Here is a 17,846-nt window from a genome sequence, read left to right on the forward strand (position 1 = left end):
TGCAATTCTATGGGTCGGAGTGAATAGACTACATGAAGAATATGATTGTTGGTGCTGCGGCATGCGTTGGCATGCTGCTGGCGGGATATAGTTTTGCCTTGGCTGATGATGACTGGGGTGCCAGGGCCCAAACCATCCCGCTGAAAACCGTCGATCGCCAGAGCGGCTATGCCATGCCCGATTTTTCCGCCAGCGTTCCCTATGCCGCGCTGATCAATAAATATGCCGCTGAATACGACGTGCCGGTCGCGCTCGCCCAGGCCGTCGTGCGTGTCGAGAGCAATTTCAATCCGAAGGCCCGCGGCAGCGCCGGCGAAATCGGGCTGATGCAGATCAAGCCGGCGACGGCGCGGATGATGGGCTATTCCGGCACGAGGAAGGGCCTGTTCGATCCGGAGACCAACATCAAATACGGGATGAAATACCTGGCGGCCGCCCATCAGCTTGGCGGCGGGCAGACCTGCAACACGATCCTGAAATACAATGCCGGCCATGCCGCCACGCGCATGAACCCGGTGTCGAAGACCTATTGCGGCAAGGTGCTGGCGATGCTCGACTGAGCTTCGCCGGACGCGCCCGGCGAAAATTCTTCCGGCATTTTTGCGATATGAATCAGGATGCTTGCCGTGATATCCCCACCTGAAACGAGGTGGGCCACCTCGAGAATGAGGTTAGGCCACCTCGAGACGGGGTTAGATATGGCAGTCGATTTCAGGTTCATCATCATCGGGCGCGGCATGATGGGGGCGGCTGCTGCACGGCATCTCGCCTTAATGGCCGACGGCGTTGCGCTGATCGGCCCGCGCGAGCCGGAGCAACGCAAGGCCCATCATGGGATATTCGCCAGCCATTACGACGAAGCGCGCATCACCCGCACCTTCGACGGCAATCTGGCCTGGGGAAGTTTCGCTGCCCGTGCGCTCGACCGCTACCGCGAGATCGAGGCAAGGAGCGGCATTTCCTTCTATTCTGAAGTCGGCTGCCTCTTTGCCGGTCCGCCGCCCAAGGATGAGCAGGACTATATCAACCGGGCGCTAACCGTCAGCCGGACGCTCGGCAGCGATATCGAGACCATCGCGCCGTCGGACCTTCGCCAGCGTTTTTCGTATCTTGCCGTCAATCCTGAATTCACCGGATATTTCGAGCGCAAGCGCGCCGGCCACGTCAATCCGCGGGCGCTGGTACGGGCGCAGGCGAAGCTTGCCGAACAGGGCGGCGTCTCGCTGATCGAGGCAACCGCGACGTCCCTGCGCGACGCCGGTTCCCATGTCGAAGTGACGGCCGGCGACAGAAGCTACAGCGCCGAGCGCGTGCTGGTCGCTGCCGGCGGTTTCAGCAATTTCCACGCCCTGCTGCCGCGTCCCGTCGATACCAGGGTGATGGCGCGCACGGTCGCCTTCTACGAGATCGGCGAGCGCGAGATGGCAATCTTCGGCGATATGCCGTCGACGATCGTGCTCGGCGAGCGGGAGGAGGACCACATTTATATCCTGCCGCCGGTGCGTTATCCCGACGGCAAGACCTATCTGAAGCTCGGCGGCGATACCGAGATGCTTTCTTTCAGAGAGCTGGAGGATGTCGGCGCGTGGTTCCGTTCTGATGGCAGCGTGGCCGAGCGCGAGCATCTCTCCCGCGTCGCGCTGGCGTTGATGCCGGCACTTGCCGGCTGCCCGGTTACCTCTGGGCCGTGCGTGGCGAATTTCACGCCAACCGGTTATCCCTATGCCGGATTTACGCAGTCGCCGCGCATCGCGGTGCTCACCGGCGGCAATTTCGTCGCGGCCAAATCCTCCGACGAGCTGGGACGATTGGGAGCCGTGCTTCTGGCCGAAGGGGCGCTCGGCGACAAGGATTTCGGCGGCGAGCTGACGCCGGTCTTTGCCTGAAAGGGAGCATCATGACAGTCGATTTCAAATATATCGTCGTCGGCCGCGGGCTGATGGGCGCTGCGGCGGCGCGGCATCTGGCGCGACAGGTGGATGGCGTGGCGGTGATCGGTCCGGACGAGCCTGATGATCGCAAGGCGCATCAGGGCGTCTTTGCCAGCCATTACGACGAGGGGCGCATCACCCGCACCATCGATCCCGACCGCAACTGGGCGCTGCTCGCCAACCGCTCGATCGGCCGCTATGGCGAGATCGTCCGCGACAGCGGCATCGACTTCTATCGCGAGGCCGGCTGCGTCGTCGTTGGCGCTGATCGAGGCGATTATCTCGAAAAAACCCGGCAGGCGGCCGTTTCGCTCGGCGTCGAGACCGGCGTCATCGACGCGGCTGGGCTGAAGGCGACGTTTCCATTCTTTGCCTTCCCCGATGGCGCCGCCGGCGTCTTTGAGGCGAGTGGGGCCGGGCATATCAGTCCGCGCAAGCTGGTGAAGGCGCAGTCGCTGCTGGCCGAAAAGGCGGGTGCTGCCGTCATTCGCGACCATGTCGTCTCGATCCGCAGCGAGGGCGGATCGGCCGTCGTCGAGACCGCAGGCGGTCGGAGCTATCGCGGTGAAAAGGTGCTGCTGGCTGCGGGCGGATTTTCCATTGCAGAGAATCTGTTGCCGAAGCCCGTTGCCATGACGGTTTATGGTCGGACCGTCACGCTTTTCGAAGTGAGCGAAGCCGACGCGGCGCGCCTTGCGACCATGCCGTCGCTCATTCTGAATGTGCCCGGTACCCATATTTATCTGCTGCCGCCGATCCGTTATCCCGACGGCAAATTCTACCTGAAGATCGGCGGCGACCCCGATGACCTGGCGCTCGGCGACGCGGTGGCGATGCGCGCCTGGTTCAAAACCGAGGGACGCGAGAGCGTGCGCGCCTATCACGAACGCATCGTCGAAGGTCTCGTGCCCGACTTGGCGCCGTTCTCGATTTCGACGGCGGCCTGCGTCGTCTCGCAGACGGAAAGCGGCTACCCGATGATCGGCTACACCTCATCGCCTGAAATCGCGGTACTGACGGGCTGCGCCGGCACCTCGGCCAAGAGCTCGGACGAAATCGGTCGGCTTGGGGCCGAGCTGCTTTTGTCAGGCAGAATCAGCGAGCAGGGCTACTCTACGGATTTCACACCGCAATTTCGCTAGATAAATTTTGATTTCGGTGGCAATTGCCGTCTCTGTCGTTTATGGGACCCCTGCCAGTTGGCTGGGCAGCCGCGCTTTATCAATGCCGAAAGGCGGTAGGGTGAGGAAAGTCCGGGCTCCACGGAAACACGGTGCCGGATAACGTCCGGCGAGGGCGACCTCAGGGAAAGTGCCACAGAAAGCAAACCGCCTGTCATGACAGGTAAGGGTGAAAGGGTGGGGTAAGAGCCCACCGCATCTCCGGCAACGGAAATGGCACGGTAAACCCCACCGGGAGCAAGACCGAATAGGGATGACGCGGCAGGCCGAAAGGCCTTCCGGCCGGTTTCCAGGCCAGTCATCCGGGTGGGTTGCGCGAGGCAGCGTGCGAACGCTGTCCCAGAGGAATGGCTGCCACGTTCCGGTTCACGCCGGAGCCATACAGAACCCGGCTTACAGGCCAACTGGCGATTAACTTTTGTGGCGCGATCAAGCCCCGATTTCAGGAATCACTTCCCCGTAAGCCGCTGAAATCGAAGGTTTTCAAGTGGATGCTCATGCAATCCGCCTGTTGAAAATTCTTTTTGCAAAAGCACCGCTGCTCGACCATCGCGACAGGGCGATCCTAACTCTTTGTTAAACTTAACAGCTTATAAATTTTTGATCATGCGTCTGTTGCAAAATGGGCGTATCCCATTGACGCCCATATGGTCCCATGCTATCCCAAATGCGCACTGCACCAGGGCAATCACCTGCCCATTCATCGCAAAGCAAAGGCGTCTTCCTCTCCGGAAGCGTCGGAGGGGTTTTTGCTCATCCGGCTTGCGAAGCTGTGCCTGATATCGGGAGTTTCGGGCGTCTTTTGGTCCGGATCCCTGCGGGAACGGATGTTTCGTGTGATGAGCCGCTTCCTTTCGAATGCGACCAACAGGATCGATGCCAAGGGCAGGGTTTCCGTGCCTTCGGCGTTCCGTTCCGTGCTGGCGCAGCGCAATGTTCAGGAGCTCTATTGCTTCCAGGACTTTGTGTTTCCGGCGATCAGCGTCGGCGGTCCGGATCTTCTCGAAAGATTCGAACGGCAGATTGCGGCGGAGGATCCGTTTTCGCCGGACGCGAACGAGATGTCGCTTCTCATTCATGGAGGCGGGGTCTTCATGAAGCTCGACGCCGAGGGGCGGCTGATGGTCACGGATTTCATTCGCGGCTTTACCGGCATCTCGGACGAAGTGACCTTCGTCGGTCGGGCGGATCATTTTCAGCTTTGGCAGCCGCAGGCTTTTGTGGCTGCGCAGGCGCAGGCACGAGGGGAGCGCAAGCTGGCGGGCAAGCGTTCCTGAAAGAACGAGGGAACGGAATGGTGGCGAATCCTGGCGGAGGTTCAACTGATGCCGGTGGCGGACCGGTTCGTCACATTCCTGTTCTTCTTGATGAAGTGCTTTCAGCACTGGCGCCCGCGCCCGGCAAGCTCATCCTCGACGGTACCTTCGGTGCTGGTGGTTACAGCTCCGCCATTCTTGCGGCTGGCGCCGAGGTGATCGCGCTCGACCGCGATCCGATGGCGATTGCATCGGGCCAGGCAATGGTTGCCGCCCATGGTGGCCGTCTCAAGCTCGTTCATTCGCAATTCTCGCATCTTGCCGATCATGCGCCGCAAGGCGGGCTCGATGGCGTCGTCCTCGATATCGGCGTTTCCTCCATGCAGATCGATGAGGCCGAGCGCGGTTTCTCCTTTCAGAAGAACGGGCCGCTCGACATGCGTATGTCGGCCGCAGGCGTTTCGGCGGCCGATGTCGTCAACCGCGCCAAGGTCGCCGATCTCATCCGCATCTTCCATTTTCTCGGCGAGGAAAGTCAGGCGCCGCGCATCGCGCATGCGATCGAGAAGCGTCGCGAGGAAAAGCCGTTCGAGACGACACGCGATCTTGCAGGTCTCATCGAGCTGGTCACCCCACGCAAGATGAAGGACAAGATCCATCCGGCAACGCGCGTCTTCCAGGCCTTGCGCATCTTCGTCAATGACGAGCTTGGTGAACTCGCACAGGCGCTGTTTGCAGCGGAGGTGGCGCTGAAGCCGGGCGGCCGGCTCGTCGTCGTCACCTTTCATTCGCTCGAAGATCGCATCGTCAAGAAATTCTTCTCCGACCGCGCCGGCAAGGCGTCGGGGTCGCGGCATTTGCCGGTCGCGCATGAGAGGGCGGCAACTTTCGCGGCAATCGGCAAGCCGATGGTTTCGGCAAGCGAGGCGGAGGCGGAGGTTAATCCGCGCGCCCGCTCCGCCAAGCTGCGCGCCGGCCTCAGGACGGAGGCCGCCGCTGAAGTTTCGGATATGTCGCTCTTCGGGTTTCCCAATCTCGCCAGTCTCGGAAAGCTTGGAGGTTGATATGCTGAGAACGTTCGATCTCGTGCTCGTCGGCGTTATGACGGCCACCGCCGCCGTCACCTACACGATCAAACATCGCGCCGAATTGAAGCTCGAGGAGGTTCATCGCCTCGAAGCGGAGATCAAGCTCGAGGAGGACACAATCGACCTTCTCAAGGCCGACTGGGCGCTGCAATCGCAGCCGAACCGGCTGGAGCGGCTGGTCAAGGCCTATGATGACGAGTTGCAGTTGCAGCCGACGCAATCGACGGCGCTGGTGCACGCCAAGGAATTGCCGATGCTGAAATCCGAGGTTCCTGTGCCCGAGGTGACGGAGGCCAAGGCCAGCGCCAAAGGCGCGACCGAGGCCAGCGGCAAAGGTACGACCCTGGCCGGCGCGGCGGCCACGATGAAGGCGCAACCCGTTCCAAAGCCCGCGCCGCGCGCCGAGCCGGAAGATGATGCAGACGAAATCGAAACGGGGTCGGTAGAATAATGTCGTTTCTTTCCCGCATCATGGTCTTGAAGAGCCAGGCGCATTTCTCCGCCGGCGTCTACAATCGTTTCGGCGGTCCTTCCCCCGTCGGCCTGGCAATCGAGGGATCCCGCAAGAAAAAATCAGGGCAGGCAAAAAGCCGCGTCGGCCTGCTGATCCTCGGATTCATGGGTGTCTATGTCGTCATCGGCGGCCGCCTCGTCGAATATGCGATGAAGGATCAGGAGGTCGTCTCCAGCATCCTGCCGCCCGATCGGCTGATGGCCTCGCGCCCCGACATTCTCGACCGCAACGGCGAAGTGCTGGCGACCGACATCCGTACCGTCTCGCTGTTTGCCGAACCCAACAAGATCGTGGATGCCGACGAGGCGGTCGAGAAGCTTGCGACTGTTCTGCCAGAGCTCGACGTCCGGGATACCTATAAGAAGCTCTCGGTCAAGACCTCGCATTTCGCCTGGCTGCGCCGGCAGCTGACGCCGAAGCAGCAGAGCCAAATCCTGGCACTCGGCATTCCCGGCATCGGCTTCCGGCCGGAGAAGCGCCGCTTCTATCCGGGCGGTTCGACCGCCGCGCATATCCTCGGTTACGTCAATATCGACAACCGCGGTGTGGCCGGCATGGAGAAATATATCGACGATCAGGGGCTTGCCGACCTCGCCTCGGTCGGCATGACCAGCGACCAGCCGCTCGAGCCCGTGCGGCTTTCGATCGACCTACGTGTGCAGAACATCGTCCGGGATGCGGTCGTCAACGCCGTCAACAACTTCCAGTCCAAGGGGGCGGGTGCTGCCGTTATCGACGTGCATACCGGGGAAGTGCTGGCCATGGCCTCGGCACCGGATTTCGATCCCAACGATCCGCAGGAAGGGGCCAAAGATGGTTGGCTCAACCGGATGACCAACGGCACCTTCGAAATGGGGTCGACCTTCAAGACCTTTTCGCTGGCAATGGCGCTCGACTCCGGCAAAGTGAAGATGACCGACAGCTTCGATGCCAGCAAATCGATCTATATCGGCGGCTTCACCATCCACGATTTCCACGGGCAGCGCCGCTGGCTGACTGTGCCCGAGATTTTCCAGTATTCGTCGAATATCGGCACGGCGCGCGTCATCGACATCGTCGGCATCGACGCGCAGAAAGACTATCTGACCAAGTTCGGCCTACTGACCAAGATGCAGACAGAACTGCCTGAGGTGAAGATGCCGAGCCAGCCGAGGGTGTGGAAGAAGATCAATTCGATCACGATTTCCTTCGGCCACGGCGTCTCGACGACGGCGCTGCAGACCGGGGTGGCGGCCGCCGCTCTCGTCAATGGCGGCAAGCTGATCGAGCCGACATTCCTGCCGCGCAGCCGCGAGCAGGCCGATCAGATCGCGACCCAGGTCATCAAAAAAACGACCAGCGACGAAATCCGCTATCTGCTCGATTTCAACGGATACAAGGGATCGGGCCGCGTCGCCCGCGTGCCGGGTTTTGCCGTCGGCAGCAAGACCGGTACGGCCGACAAGGTGGTGAACGGCCGTTATTCCGCGACCCTGAACTTCAACTCCTTCATTGCCGCATTCCCGATCAACGATCCAAAATATGCTGTGATCACCTTCTGCGACGAGCCGAAGACCGGCGAAAAGCAATATGGCGGAACGATCTCTGCCGGTACCGCAGGCCCGATCGCCCGCGAAATCATCAGCCGCGCAGCCCCCATTCTCGGCATCGAGCCGAAATTCGGGGAGGGCGGATCGGCCTTGCTGGTGTCTTATTGAGTGTGAATGAATATCGACGCCGATTCGCGAGGGGTGGACCGGCTTCAAGAGAGAAAAGTGCATTCGATGAAATTGCGACACCTGGCCGGAGATCAGTTTCCGGAAATTGAAGCACAGCTCGAAGGCCCGGCAGGCTTGCTTGATATTTCAGGCCTGTCTTCGGATAGCCGCAATGTGGCGCCGGGCAATGCTTTCGTCGCTGTCGCCGGCACCAAGGCGGACGGCGCGGGCTTCATCGCCGATGCCGCCGGCCGGGGTGCCGCCGTCGCGATTGCTTCCCAGGCCGTCGAGGCCTCCATCCCGGTGCTTGCTGTCAAGGAGCCCCGCCGTTTCCTTTCGATCGCCGCCTCGCGCTTCTTTGGCAGGCAGCCAGAGACCATGGTCGCCGTCACCGGCACGGCGGGCAAGACCTCCGTCGCCTCCTTCGTCAGGCAGATCTGGGCGCATGCGGGCCATGCGGCGGCGATGATCGGCACAACCGGCGTCGTTTCGCCGACGCGCAACGAATATGGTGCGCTGACGACGCCCGATCCGGTGTCGCTGCACAAGCTGCTCGCCGAACTTGCCGACGACGGTGTCACGCATGCGGCGATGGAGGCTTCCAGCCACGGCCTCGACCAGAGCCGGCTCGACGGGGTCAAGCTTGCCGCCGCCGCCTTCACCAATCTCGGCCGCGACCACATGGATTATCATCCCACGATCGAAGCCTATATGGCCGCCAAGATGCGGCTTTTCGATACGCTGCTGCCGAAGGGTGCGCCGGCAGTGATCTTCGCCGATGATCCATGGTCGGCGCAGGCGGTGAAGGTTGCCGCCGACGCCGGTCATGATGTGCGCACCGTCGGGCGCAAGGGCGATTACCTCACGTTGAAACGTGTCGAGCACTTTCGCCATAAGCAGACCGCCGAGATCCATATCGACGGCGAGATTTTCGAGGTGGATATTCCGCTGGCCGGCGATTTCCAGGTCGCCAACGCACTGGTCGCCGCTGGCCTTGCCATGTCGACCGGCGTTGCGGCCAAGGTCGCTATGGCCGCGCTCGAGAAGCTCGTCGGCGCGTCCGGCCGCCTCGAACTGGTCGGCCATACGAAAGATGGCGCGCTCGCCTATGTCGACTACGCTCATAAGCCTGACGCGCTGGAAAATGTGCTGGGCTCGGTCCGGCCCTTCACCACCGGCCGCGTCGTTGTCGTCTTCGGCTGTGGCGGTGACCGCGATCGCGGCAAACGGCCGATCATGGGTGAAATCGCCTGCCGACTTGCCGACGTCGTTATCGTCACCGACGATAATCCGCGCTCGGAAGAGCCGGCCGCGATCCGGGCCGAGATCATGGCGGCAGCATCAGGCGCCTCGGAAATCGCCGATCGCGCCACGGCAATCCGCGAGGCTGTGGGCATGCTGCGATCGGGCGATACGCTGATCGTCGCCGGCAAGGGGCATGAGGAAGGTCAGACGATCGGCAGCGTTACCCTGCCGTTCTCCGATCATGCGGAGGTGCGCAAGGCCTTGGAGGAACTGCAATCTTGAGCTGGCTCTGGACGACCGAAGATATGATCGCAGCCATGGCGGGGCGCCCTTTCGGCACCCTGCCAGAGGGTATCACCGGCATTTCCATCGACAGCCGTTCGATTGCTCCAGGCGAGGCCTTCTTCGCGATCAAGGGCGACCGTGTCGACGGTCACGACTACGCATCGATGGCGACGGCGAACGGCGCATCCCTTCTCGTCGTCAGTGAGGCGAGGCTTCCGGCCATGGGCCGCCTGACGGTGCCGATGATCGTCGTGGAAGACGTGCTCGGAGCACTCGAGCGGCTCGGCCTTGCCTCGCGCCAGCGCTCCAAGGCCCGGATCATCGCGGTGACGGGATCCGTGGGGAAGACGACCACCAAGGAAATGCTGCGGCACGTGCTGTCGCCCTCCGGCAAGGTGCATGCCTCCGTCGCCTCCTTCAACAACCATTGGGGTGTGCCGCTGACGCTGGCGCGCATGCCTGACGATACGGATTACGGTGTCTTCGAAGTCGGCATGAACCATCCCGGCGAGATCCGGCCGCTGGTTGAGATGATCCGTCCCGATGTCGCCATCATCACGACGATCGCGCCGGCCCATCTCGGCAATTTCAAGAACATCAAGGAGATTGCTGCTGCCAAAGCGGAGATCTTCGAGGGGCTGGAACCGGGTGGCCATGTCGTGCTCAACCGCGACAACGACCAGTTCAATTTCCTTGATCGAACGGCACAGTCGCTCGGCATCGAGCATATCCATTCTTTCGGCCAGCATGCCAAGGCCGAATTCCGCCTCGCCGAATTCAACGGTGCCGACGAGAATTCGACGCTGTGGCTGACGATCGGCGGTGAGACGCTGGAGGTCGCGATCGGCGCGCCCGGCCGCCATATCGCCGAGAATGCGCTCGCAGCGCTCGGGGTCGTCAGGATCGTCGGCGCTGACATGGAAAAGGCGATCGCAGCGCTGGCGACGCTGAAGCCGGAAAAGGGCAGGGGCAAGCGCCACCGGCTTTCTATCGGCAGCGGCAGCGGCAGCTTCACGCTGATCGACGAAAGCTATAATGCCAATCCGGCTTCGATGCGCGCGGCGATCGCACTGCTTGCCGCCTCCGAGCCAACCGGCCGCGGACGCCGTATCGCCGTGCTGGGCGACATGCTTGAAATGGGCGAGTATGCGCAAAAGGTCCATACCGACCTCGCCGTGCCGCTACTTGCGGCCGGCATCGAACATGTCTGGCTCGCCGGCGCAGAGATGGCCGCGCTCAAGGAATCACTGCCGGAAAGTGTCCATGTCGAATATCGCGAGAACACCGGCGAATTGACGGATTATGTATTGAACTCGGTCGCGCCAGGCGACGTGGTGATGGTGAAATCGTCTCTGGGCATCGGTTTCGGCAAGATCGTTGCCGCGCTCCTTGACAAGTTCCCGCCATTTTCCGAGACGCAACGCGAACTTTGATCGGGTAAACAAGGGGCCCTGAATGCTGATCTGGCTTGTCGAACTGTCGGAATATTTCAAATTTCTGAACTTGTTCAGATATATTACCTTCCGTACAGGCGCTGCTCTCTTCACCTCAGCCCTGATCGTCTTCCTGTTCGGGCCGACGATCATCAATTCGCTGCGCATCCGGCAGGGCAAGGGCCAGCCGATCCGCGCCGATGGGCCGCAGACCCATTTCAAGAAGGCCGGCACGCCGACCATGGGCGGGCTGATGATCCTTGCCGGCATCGTCGGCGCGTCGCTGCTCTGGGCCGATCTTTCCAACGTCTATGTCGTCGCAACGCTGCTGGTGACGCTTGGCTTCGGCGCGATCGGTTTCTATGACGACTATCTCAAGGTGACGAAGCAGAGCCATATGGGCTTTTCCGGCAAGGCGCGCCTCGGCATCGAATTCGTCATCGCCGGCATCGCCGTCTATTTCATGATGCGCACCGCTCTTGCCTCGGGCGTTGCCGGCTCGACGTTCGGCTCGTCGATCGCCTTTCCTTTCTTTAAGGACTTCATGATCAATATCGGCATCATGTTCGTCGTCTTCGGCGGCTTCGTCATCGTCGGCGCCGGCAATGCCGTCAACCTGACCGACGGCCTTGACGGGCTTGCTATCGTGCCCGTCATGATCGCCGCCGCCTCCTTCGGCGTCATTGCCTATCTTGCCGGCAACGCGGTGTTTGCGAACTACCTGCAGATCAATTTCGTGCCCGGCACCGGCGAGCTTGCCGTCGTGCTCGGCGCCGTCATTGGCGCTGGGCTCGGCTTTCTCTGGTTCAACGCGCCGCCGGCCGCCATCTTCATGGGCGATACCGGGTCGCTCGCACTCGGCGGCACGATCGGCACTGTTGCCGTCGCCACCAAGCACGAGATCGTCATGGCGATCATCGGCGGCCTCTTCGTCATGGAGACGCTCTCGGTCATCATCCAGGTGGGCTTCTTCAAGATGACCGGCCGGCGTGTCTTCCTGATGGCGCCGATCCATCATCACTTCGAGAAGAAGGGCTGGACCGAAAGCCAGGTGGTGATCCGCTTCTGGATTATCGCCGTCGGCCTTGCCATGCTCGGCCTCTCGACGCTGAAACTACGGTGAGGCGGTGATGATCCCGGTCACCACGCTCAAGGACAGGAAGGTCGCGCTCTTCGGGCTCGGCGGCTCCGGCCTCGCCACCGCTCGGGCGCTGGTTTCAGGCGGCGCCGAGGTGACCGCATGGGACGACAATCCCGACAGCGTCGCCAAGGCTTCCGCCGAGGGCATCCGGACTGAGGACCTGCACACCATCGACTGGAGCCAGCAGGCGCTGTTCGTGCTGTCGCCCGGCGTGCCGCTCACCCATCCGAAGCCGCACTGGACAGTTGATTTGGCGCGCGCCGCCGGCGTCGATATCGTTGGTGATGTCGAGCTCTTTGTGCGCGAGCGCCGCGCCCATGCGCCGGATTGCCCGTTCATCGCCATCACAGGCACCAACGGCAAGTCGACGACGACGGCGCTGATCGCCCATATCTTGAAATCCGCAGGCTACGATACGCAGCTCGGCGGCAATATCGGCACCGCGGTTCTGACGCTCGATCCGCCGAAGGCCGGGCGTTATTACGTCGTCGAATGCTCCTCCTATCAGATCGATCTGGCGCCGACGCTGAACCCTTCCGCCGGCATCCTGCTCAACCTGACACCCGATCATCTCGACCGTCACGGCACGATGCAGCATTACGCCGATGTCAAGGAACGGCTGGTCGCCGGCAGCGATGTCGCGATCGTCGGCGTCGACGACAGCCATTCGGCGCTGATTGCCGACCGCGTCGAGCGAGCCGATGTCAAGGTGGTGCGCATTTCGCGCCGCAGCGTGGTGGCGTCAGGCATTTATGCCGAGGGCACCAGGCTCATTCAGGCCGGCGGCGGAGCCATGCTGCCCTTCGCGGATCTCGATGGTATCCAGACGCTGCGCGGCAGCCATAATGCGCAGAACGCCGCCGCAGCTGTGGCCGCCTGCCTTGCCGTCGGTGTTTCCGCCGACGATATCCGCGCCGGCCTTGCCTCGTTCCCCGGCCTCAAGCACCGCATGCAGCCGGTGGGGCAGCGTGGCCGCGTCGTTTTCGTCAATGATTCCAAGGCGACCAATGCCGATGCGGCGGCACCGGCGCTTTCGAGCTATGATCGCATCTACTGGATCGCCGGCGGCCTGCCGAAGGCCGGCGGCATCACCACGCTCGCTCCCTATTTTCCGCGCATCGCCAAGGCCTATCTGATTGGCGAGGCGGCGGCGGAATTTGCAGCGACGCTCGGCGAGGCCGTGCCTTACGAGATCTCGGGTACGCTGGAGCGCGCGGTCGTGCATGCGGCAGCCGATGCCGAGCGCGACGAGGCCGCCGCTTCGGCCGTAATGTTATCCCCGGCTTGCGCAAGCTTCGATCAGTATAAGAATTTCGAAGTCAGGGGTGAAGCCTTCGTCGGACACGTGGCAGCGCTTGACGGGATTGCGATGCTGATCGGTTCGGCAACAGGAGAGAAATGACATGGTAAGCCGCGCGGAACGTGGGCCTCTGGCCGATTGGTTCTGGACCATCGACCGCTTCTTCCTGGCGATGTTCATCTTGCTGATGGGCATCGGCTTCATGTTGTCGTTTGCGGCGTCTCCTGCCGTTGCCGAGCGCATCGGGCTCGAGCCCTTCCACTTCGTCAAGCGCCATGCGGCCTTCATGATTCCCTCGATTTCCGTCATGCTCGGACTGTCGTTCCTGACGCCTCGGCAAGTGCGGCGAACGGCGATCCTGCTGCTGATCATCTCGCTCGCCATGATGGTTCTGGTGCTGTTCGTCGGGCAGGAGGTCAAGGGCGGCAGGCGCTGGATCTGGATAGCCGGCCTGTCCATCCAGCCGTCAGAATTCATGAAGCCCGCTTTCGTCGTCGTTTGCGCCTGGCTGTTTGCCGAACATGCGCGCCAGCCGGAGATTCCCGGCAATCTCTTCGCCATCATCCTGTTTGCCATCGTCGCCGCCCTGCTCGTCGCGCAGCCCGACCTCGGCCAGACTATCCTGACCACCGCCGTCTGGGGCGGGATGTTCTTCATGGCCGGCATGCCATGGATATGGATCATGCTGCTCGGCATCGGCGGCGCCGGCGGCTTGCTCAGCGCCTATTACGTCTTCCCGCACGTCGCGTTGCGAATAGACAAGTTCATGACCGGCGAAGGCGACACGTTCCAGATCGACACGGCGCGCGAGGCGATCATCCGCGGCAGCTGGTTCGGCCAGGGGCCGGGTGAGGGCATCGTCAAGCGCATTATCCCGGATGCGCATACCGACTTCATCTTCTCGGTCGCGGCCGAGGAGTTCGGCATCGTCTTCTGCATGGCGCTGGTGGCGCTGTTTACCGTGCTGGTGCTGCGCGGCCTCTCGCATGCCTATCGCGAGCGCAACGACTTCAACCGCTTCGCCGTTGCCGGCCTGGTGCTGCAGATGGGCATCCAGTCGATCATCAATATCGGCGTCAACCTCGAATTGCTGCCGGCAAAGGGCATGACGCTGCCGCTGATTTCCTACGGCGGCTCGTCCATGGTGGCGATCTGCGTCACCGCCGGCTTCATTCTGGCGCTGACGCGTCATCGACCGGAAAAGCGTGCGCAGGACCGGAGCCTTTTCCGCGTCCCGCACGGCATGCCGGCGGAGTAAAAGGCCATGAGCAAAGGCATCGTGCTGCTTGCCGCCGGGGGAACCGGCGGCCATGTGTTCCCGGCGGAGGCGCTGGCCTTCAAGCTGAAGGAGCGCGGCTACTCGGTGCATCTCGTCACCGATAGCCGGGCCGAGCGCTATGCCGGCAAGTTCCCGGCCGAAGAGATCCATGTCGTGCCGTCGGCGACTATCGGCTCGAAGAACCCGGTCGCCGTCGCCCGTTCGCTGTGGACACTCTGGAGCGGCATGCGGGCGGCAAAGAAGCTGATCCAGCGGCTGAAGCCCGTTATCGTCGTCGGTTTCGGCGGTTATCCGACAGTGCCGCCGCTGCTTGCCGCCACAAGGCTTGGCGTGCCGGCGATGATCCACGAGCAGAATGCCGTAATGGGCCGCGCCAACAAGGCCTTGGCGACCCGCGTGCAAGGTATCGCCGGCGGTTTCCTGCCGGAGGGGGGCGGCGCCTTCCCGGACAAGACGGTGACGACGGGCAATCCGGTTCGCCCGGCGATCATTGCCGCCGCCGAGGTGCCTTACACGCCGTCTCATCCCGGCGAAGCGTTCAATCTTGTCGTCTTCGGCGGCAGCCAGGGTGCGCAATATTTCTCCAAGGCGCTGCCGACGGCGATCAGCCTGCTCGACGATGCGCTGCGCCTGCGGCTGCGCATCACCCAGCAGGTGCGTCCTGAGGATATGGAGATGGTCGGCGGCTGTGTCGCCAAGCTGGAGATGGGGGCCGATATCGCGCCTTTCTTCACCGACATGGCCGAGAGGCTGGCGAAAGCCCATCTTGTCATCTGCCGCTCGGGCGCCTCGACGGTTTCGGAGATCTCCGTCATCGGCCGGCCGGCGGTGCTGGTGCCTTACCCGCACGCTCTCGATCACGACCAGGCGGCGAATGCGGCAGCGCTGGCTGCGACCGGCGGAGCGAAGGTGATCGCCCAGTCCGAGCTTTCGCCGGAGAAGATCGCGGCGATCCTGACGGCTGTGATGAACGATCCGGAAAAGCTTTCGCACATGGCAGCGGCGGCGAAACTCGCCGGAAAACCCGATGCCGCGAACTTGCTTGCCGACATGGTTGAGGCTATTGCCGCCGGACGGACAATTGCGGAATTGAAGAGGACACGCGCATGAAACTGCCGAAGGCGATCGGCCTCGTTCATTTCATCGGCATCGGCGGCATCGGCATGAGCGGCATTGCCGAAGTGCTGCACAATCTCGGCCACAAGGTGCAGGGATCCGACCAAGCCGACAGCGCCAATGTCCAGCGCCTGCGCGACAAGGGCATCGAAGTGTTCGTCGGCCACCGGGCCGAGAACCTGGGCGATGCCGAAGTCGTCGTCGTCTCGACGGCGATCAAGAAGAGCAATCCGGAATTGATCGCCGCGCGCGAAAAGCTGCTGCCGGTGGTGCGCCGCGCCGAAATGCTTGCCGAACTGATGCGCTTCCGCAATGCGATTGCCATCGGCGGCACCCATGGCAAGACGACGACCACGTCGCTGGTCGCCACGCTGCTCGAAGCCGGCGGGCTCGACCCGACCGTCATCAACGGCGGCATCATCAATGCCTACGGCACCAATGCCCGCATGGGCGAGGGCGAGTGGATGGTGGTCGAGGCCGACGAATCGGACGGCACCTTCCTGAAGCTTCCTGCCGATGTCGCCGTCATCACCAATATCGACCCGGAGCATCTCGACCATTACGGCAATTTCGACGCCGTGCGCGCCGCCTTCCGGCAGTTCGTCGAGAACGTGCCGTTTTACGGCTTCGGCGTCATGTGCCTCGACCATCCCGAGGTGCAGTCGCTGGTCGGCCGCATCGAGGATCGCAAGATCATCACCTATGGCGAGAACCCGCAGGCCGACGTACGCTTCAAGAATGTGCGCATCGACGGCACGCGCTCGATCTTCGACGTCGAAATCCGCCGCCGTCGCACCGGCCAGGTGATCGAGCTCAAGGGGCTGGTCATGCCGATGCCTGGACGGCATAATATTTCCAACGCGACGGCGGCGATCGCCGTTGCCAACCGGCTCGGCATATCGAGCGCCGATATCGCCAAGGGGCTTGCCTCCTTCGGCGGCGTCAAGCGCCGTTTCACCCTGACCGGCGAATGGAACGGGGTGCAGGTCTTCGACGACTACGGCCACCATCCGGTCGAGATCAAGGCGGTGCTGCGCGCTGCCCGCGAATCCTGCAAGGGGCGGGTCATCGCGGTCCACCAGCCGCACCGCTACAGCCGCCTTGCAAGCCTCTTCGAGGAATTCGCCGCCTGCTTCAACGATGCCGACAGCATTTTCCTGGCGCCGGTCTATGCGGCAGGGGAAGATCCTATCGCGGGGATCGATTCCGTGTCGCTGGTCTCGCGGATAAAATCCGGCGGCCATCGCGACGCCCGCTTTCTCACTTCGGCGGAGCTTCTGCCGCAGATGGTTGCGGAGGTTGCAAAGCCTGGCGATTTCGTGGTTCTGTTGGGGGCTGGGAGCATCACATCCTGGGCGGCGGCGCTGCCCAAGCAACTGGAAGGCCTATCGGGAAAGTCCGTATGAAACAGGTGAATGGGGAAAAGCTTCTCGCGTCTCTCGGAGACGGTGTAAAGGATATCCGCGGTCGCATCACGCCGGATGCCCCCATGGACCGTGTCACCTGGTTCAGGGCAGGCGGCCTCGCCGAGTTGATGTTCCAGCCGCATGACATCGACGATCTCGTCGCCTTCCTGAAAATCTTGCCGGAAGAAGTGCCGCTGACGGTGATCGGCGTCGGTTCGAACATTCTGGTGCGCGACGGCGGCATTCCCGGGGTCGTGCTGCGCCTGTCCGCCAAGGGCTTCGGCTTCGTCGAGCTTGCCGGCAAAAACCGCATTCTGGCCGGCAGCATCTGCCCCGATAAACATGTGGCGGCGATGGCGATGGACAACGGCATCGGAGGCTTTCATTTCTTCTACGGTATTCCGGGCAGCATCGGCGGCGCGGCCCGCATGAATGCCGGGGCCAATGGCGTGGAGACGCGCGAGCGGCTGATCGAGGTCAACGCCGTCGACCGCAAGGGCAACAAGCACGTGCTGTCCAATGCCGAGATGGGCTATTCCTATCGTCATTCGACCGCATCTAGCGATCTGATCTTCACCTCCGTGCTGTTCGAGGGCTATCCGGAAGAGCGCGCCCAGATCCGCGCCGAGATGGACGCCGTGCGCAATCATCGCGAGACGGTGCAGCCGGTGCGCGAAAAGACCGGCGGCTCGACCTTCAAGAACCCTGCGGGCCATTCGGCCTGGAAGCTGATCGACGAGGCAGGCTGCCGCGGTCTCGTCATCGGCGGAGCGCAGATGTCGTCGCTTCACTGCAACTTCATGATCAACATGGGGCAGGCGACCGGCTACGATCTTGAATATCTCGGCGAACAGGTGCGCCGCGAAGTCTTCGAGAAAGAGGGCATCAAGCTCGAATGGGAAATCAAGCGCCTCGGCGTCTTCATGCCCGGCCGTGAAGTGCGCCCGTTCCACGGCGTCACCAGCGAATAGCTT

General features: G+C 62.4%; 15 protein-coding genes and 1 other RNA gene. All 16 read left to right on the forward strand.

Translation table 11 applies throughout. The annotated features are described in order from the left end of the window. Positions 1-32: 32 nt before the first annotated feature. The 16 genes from ACS4RS_RS14630 to murB all read left to right on the forward strand — a co-directional run bounded on the left by ACS4RS_RS14630 (position 33) and on the right by murB (position 17,843). Positions 33-560, forward strand: a complete 528-nt coding sequence (locus ACS4RS_RS14630) for a transglycosylase SLT domain-containing protein (RefSeq protein WP_439010397.1) — start codon at positions 33-35, stop codon at positions 558-560. Between the two features lie 138 nt (positions 561-698). Continuing rightward, positions 699-1,886, forward strand: a complete 1,188-nt coding sequence (locus tag ACS4RS_RS14635) for an FAD-dependent oxidoreductase (RefSeq protein ID WP_439010396.1) — start codon at positions 699-701, stop codon at positions 1,884-1,886. 11 nt (positions 1,887-1,897) lie between these two features. Then, on the forward strand, positions 1,898-3,073 hold the full coding sequence (locus ACS4RS_RS14640; RefSeq protein ID WP_439010395.1) for an FAD-dependent oxidoreductase: 1,176 nt from the start codon (positions 1,898-1,900) through the stop codon (positions 3,071-3,073). Between the two features lie 53 nt (positions 3,074-3,126). Then, positions 3,127-3,524: RNase P RNA component class A (rnpB, locus tag ACS4RS_RS14645), an RNA gene on the forward strand. 427 nt (positions 3,525-3,951) lie between these two features. After that, positions 3,952-4,389, forward strand: a complete 438-nt coding sequence (gene mraZ / locus ACS4RS_RS14650) for a division/cell wall cluster transcriptional repressor MraZ (RefSeq protein WP_024320776.1) — start codon at positions 3,952-3,954, stop codon at positions 4,387-4,389. A 17-nt stretch (positions 4,390-4,406) separates the two neighbouring features. After that, positions 4,407-5,432, forward strand: coding sequence for a 16S rRNA (cytosine(1402)-N(4))-methyltransferase RsmH (rsmH, locus tag ACS4RS_RS14655; protein WP_439010394.1), 1,026 nt, complete (start codon positions 4,407-4,409; stop codon positions 5,430-5,432). Position 5,433: 1 nt separating this feature from the next. Then, on the forward strand, positions 5,434-5,907 hold the full coding sequence (gene ftsL, locus ACS4RS_RS14660; protein WP_439010393.1) for a cell division protein FtsL: 474 nt from the start codon (positions 5,434-5,436) through the stop codon (positions 5,905-5,907). Next, on the forward strand, positions 5,907-7,667 hold the full coding sequence (locus tag ACS4RS_RS14665; RefSeq protein ID WP_439010392.1) for a penicillin-binding transpeptidase domain-containing protein: 1,761 nt from the start codon (positions 5,907-5,909) through the stop codon (positions 7,665-7,667). Before ftsL ends, ACS4RS_RS14665 begins: the two co-directional genes overlap by 1 nt. A 6-nt stretch (positions 7,668-7,673) precedes the next feature. Beyond that, positions 7,674-9,194 carry a UDP-N-acetylmuramoyl-L-alanyl-D-glutamate--2,6-diaminopimelate ligase gene (locus tag ACS4RS_RS14670; RefSeq protein WP_439010391.1) on the forward strand — a complete coding sequence of 507 codons (1,521 nt, stop codon included), beginning with the start codon at positions 7,674-7,676 and terminating at the stop codon, positions 9,192-9,194. After that, complete coding sequence (locus ACS4RS_RS14675) at positions 9,191-10,630, forward strand: UDP-N-acetylmuramoylalanyl-D-glutamyl-2,6-diaminopimelate--D-alanyl-D-alanine ligase (RefSeq protein ID WP_439010390.1); 1,440 nt, start codon at positions 9,191-9,193, stop codon at positions 10,628-10,630. Before ACS4RS_RS14670 ends, ACS4RS_RS14675 begins: the two co-directional genes overlap by 4 nt. A 22-nt stretch (positions 10,631-10,652) precedes the next feature. After that, positions 10,653-11,753, forward strand: a complete 1,101-nt coding sequence (gene mraY, locus ACS4RS_RS14680) for a phospho-N-acetylmuramoyl-pentapeptide-transferase (RefSeq protein ID WP_439010389.1) — start codon at positions 10,653-10,655, stop codon at positions 11,751-11,753. 7 nt (positions 11,754-11,760) lie between these two features. After that, entirely contained in the window at positions 11,761-13,173 is a 1,413-nt protein-coding gene (gene murD / locus ACS4RS_RS14685; protein WP_439010388.1) for a UDP-N-acetylmuramoyl-L-alanine--D-glutamate ligase, read from the forward strand. Position 13,174: 1 nt separating this feature from the next. Next, positions 13,175-14,329, forward strand: a complete 1,155-nt coding sequence (gene ftsW / locus ACS4RS_RS14690; protein WP_439010387.1) for a putative lipid II flippase FtsW — start codon at positions 13,175-13,177, stop codon at positions 14,327-14,329. 6 nt (positions 14,330-14,335) lie between these two features. Beyond that, positions 14,336-15,460: an undecaprenyldiphospho-muramoylpentapeptide beta-N-acetylglucosaminyltransferase gene (murG, locus tag ACS4RS_RS14695; protein ID WP_097628245.1), complete on the forward strand. Its 1,125-nt coding sequence runs from the start codon at positions 14,336-14,338 to the stop codon at positions 15,458-15,460. Further along, positions 15,457-16,872: a UDP-N-acetylmuramate--L-alanine ligase gene (gene murC, locus ACS4RS_RS14700; RefSeq protein WP_449313702.1), complete on the forward strand. Its 1,416-nt coding sequence runs from the start codon at positions 15,457-15,459 to the stop codon at positions 16,870-16,872. The genes murG and murC overlap by 4 nt, the downstream gene beginning before the upstream one ends. After that, the gene (gene murB, locus ACS4RS_RS14705) at positions 16,869-17,843 is read left to right on the forward strand and encodes a UDP-N-acetylmuramate dehydrogenase (RefSeq protein ID WP_439010386.1); all 975 of its coding nucleotides are present in this window, start codon (positions 16,869-16,871) and stop codon (positions 17,841-17,843) included. Before murC ends, murB begins: the two co-directional genes overlap by 4 nt. Positions 17,844-17,846: the final 3 nt, after the last annotated feature.

The organism is Rhizobium sp. F40D2, from assembly GCF_051810745.2.
Classification (GTDB): Bacteria; Pseudomonadota; Alphaproteobacteria; order Rhizobiales; family Rhizobiaceae; genus Rhizobium.

Bases quoted from the DNA above. Each gene is read 5' to 3' on its own strand.
- ftsW (WP_439010387.1), top strand. From the start codon at position 13,175: ATGGTAAGCCGCGCGGAACGTGGGCCTCTGGCCGATTGGTTCTGGACC.
- ACS4RS_RS14640 (WP_439010395.1), top strand. From the start codon at position 1,898: ATGACAGTCGATTTCAAATATATCGTCGTCGGCCGCGGGCTGATGGGC.
- mraZ (WP_024320776.1), top strand. From the start codon at position 3,952: ATGAGCCGCTTCCTTTCGAATGCGACCAACAGGATCGATGCCAAGGGC.
- murG (WP_097628245.1), top strand. From the start codon at position 14,336: ATGAGCAAAGGCATCGTGCTGCTTGCCGCCGGGGGAACCGGCGGCCAT.
- ACS4RS_RS14670 (WP_439010391.1), top strand. From the start codon at position 7,674: ATGAATATCGACGCCGATTCGCGAGGGGTGGACCGGCTTCAAGAGAGA.
- ACS4RS_RS14635 (WP_439010396.1), top strand. From the start codon at position 699: ATGGCAGTCGATTTCAGGTTCATCATCATCGGGCGCGGCATGATGGGG.
- murB (WP_439010386.1), top strand. From the start codon at position 16,869: ATGAAACAGGTGAATGGGGAAAAGCTTCTCGCGTCTCTCGGAGACGGT.
- ftsL (WP_439010393.1), top strand. From the start codon at position 5,434: ATGCTGAGAACGTTCGATCTCGTGCTCGTCGGCGTTATGACGGCCACC.
- murD (WP_439010388.1), top strand. From the start codon at position 11,761: ATGATCCCGGTCACCACGCTCAAGGACAGGAAGGTCGCGCTCTTCGGG.
- ACS4RS_RS14665 (WP_439010392.1), top strand. From the start codon at position 5,907: ATGTCGTTTCTTTCCCGCATCATGGTCTTGAAGAGCCAGGCGCATTTC.
- mraY (WP_439010389.1), top strand. From the start codon at position 10,653: ATGCTGATCTGGCTTGTCGAACTGTCGGAATATTTCAAATTTCTGAAC.
- rsmH (WP_439010394.1), top strand. From the start codon at position 4,407: ATGGTGGCGAATCCTGGCGGAGGTTCAACTGATGCCGGTGGCGGACCG.
- murC (WP_449313702.1), top strand. From the start codon at position 15,457: ATGAAACTGCCGAAGGCGATCGGCCTCGTTCATTTCATCGGCATCGGC.
- ACS4RS_RS14630 (WP_439010397.1), top strand. From the start codon at position 33: ATGAAGAATATGATTGTTGGTGCTGCGGCATGCGTTGGCATGCTGCTG.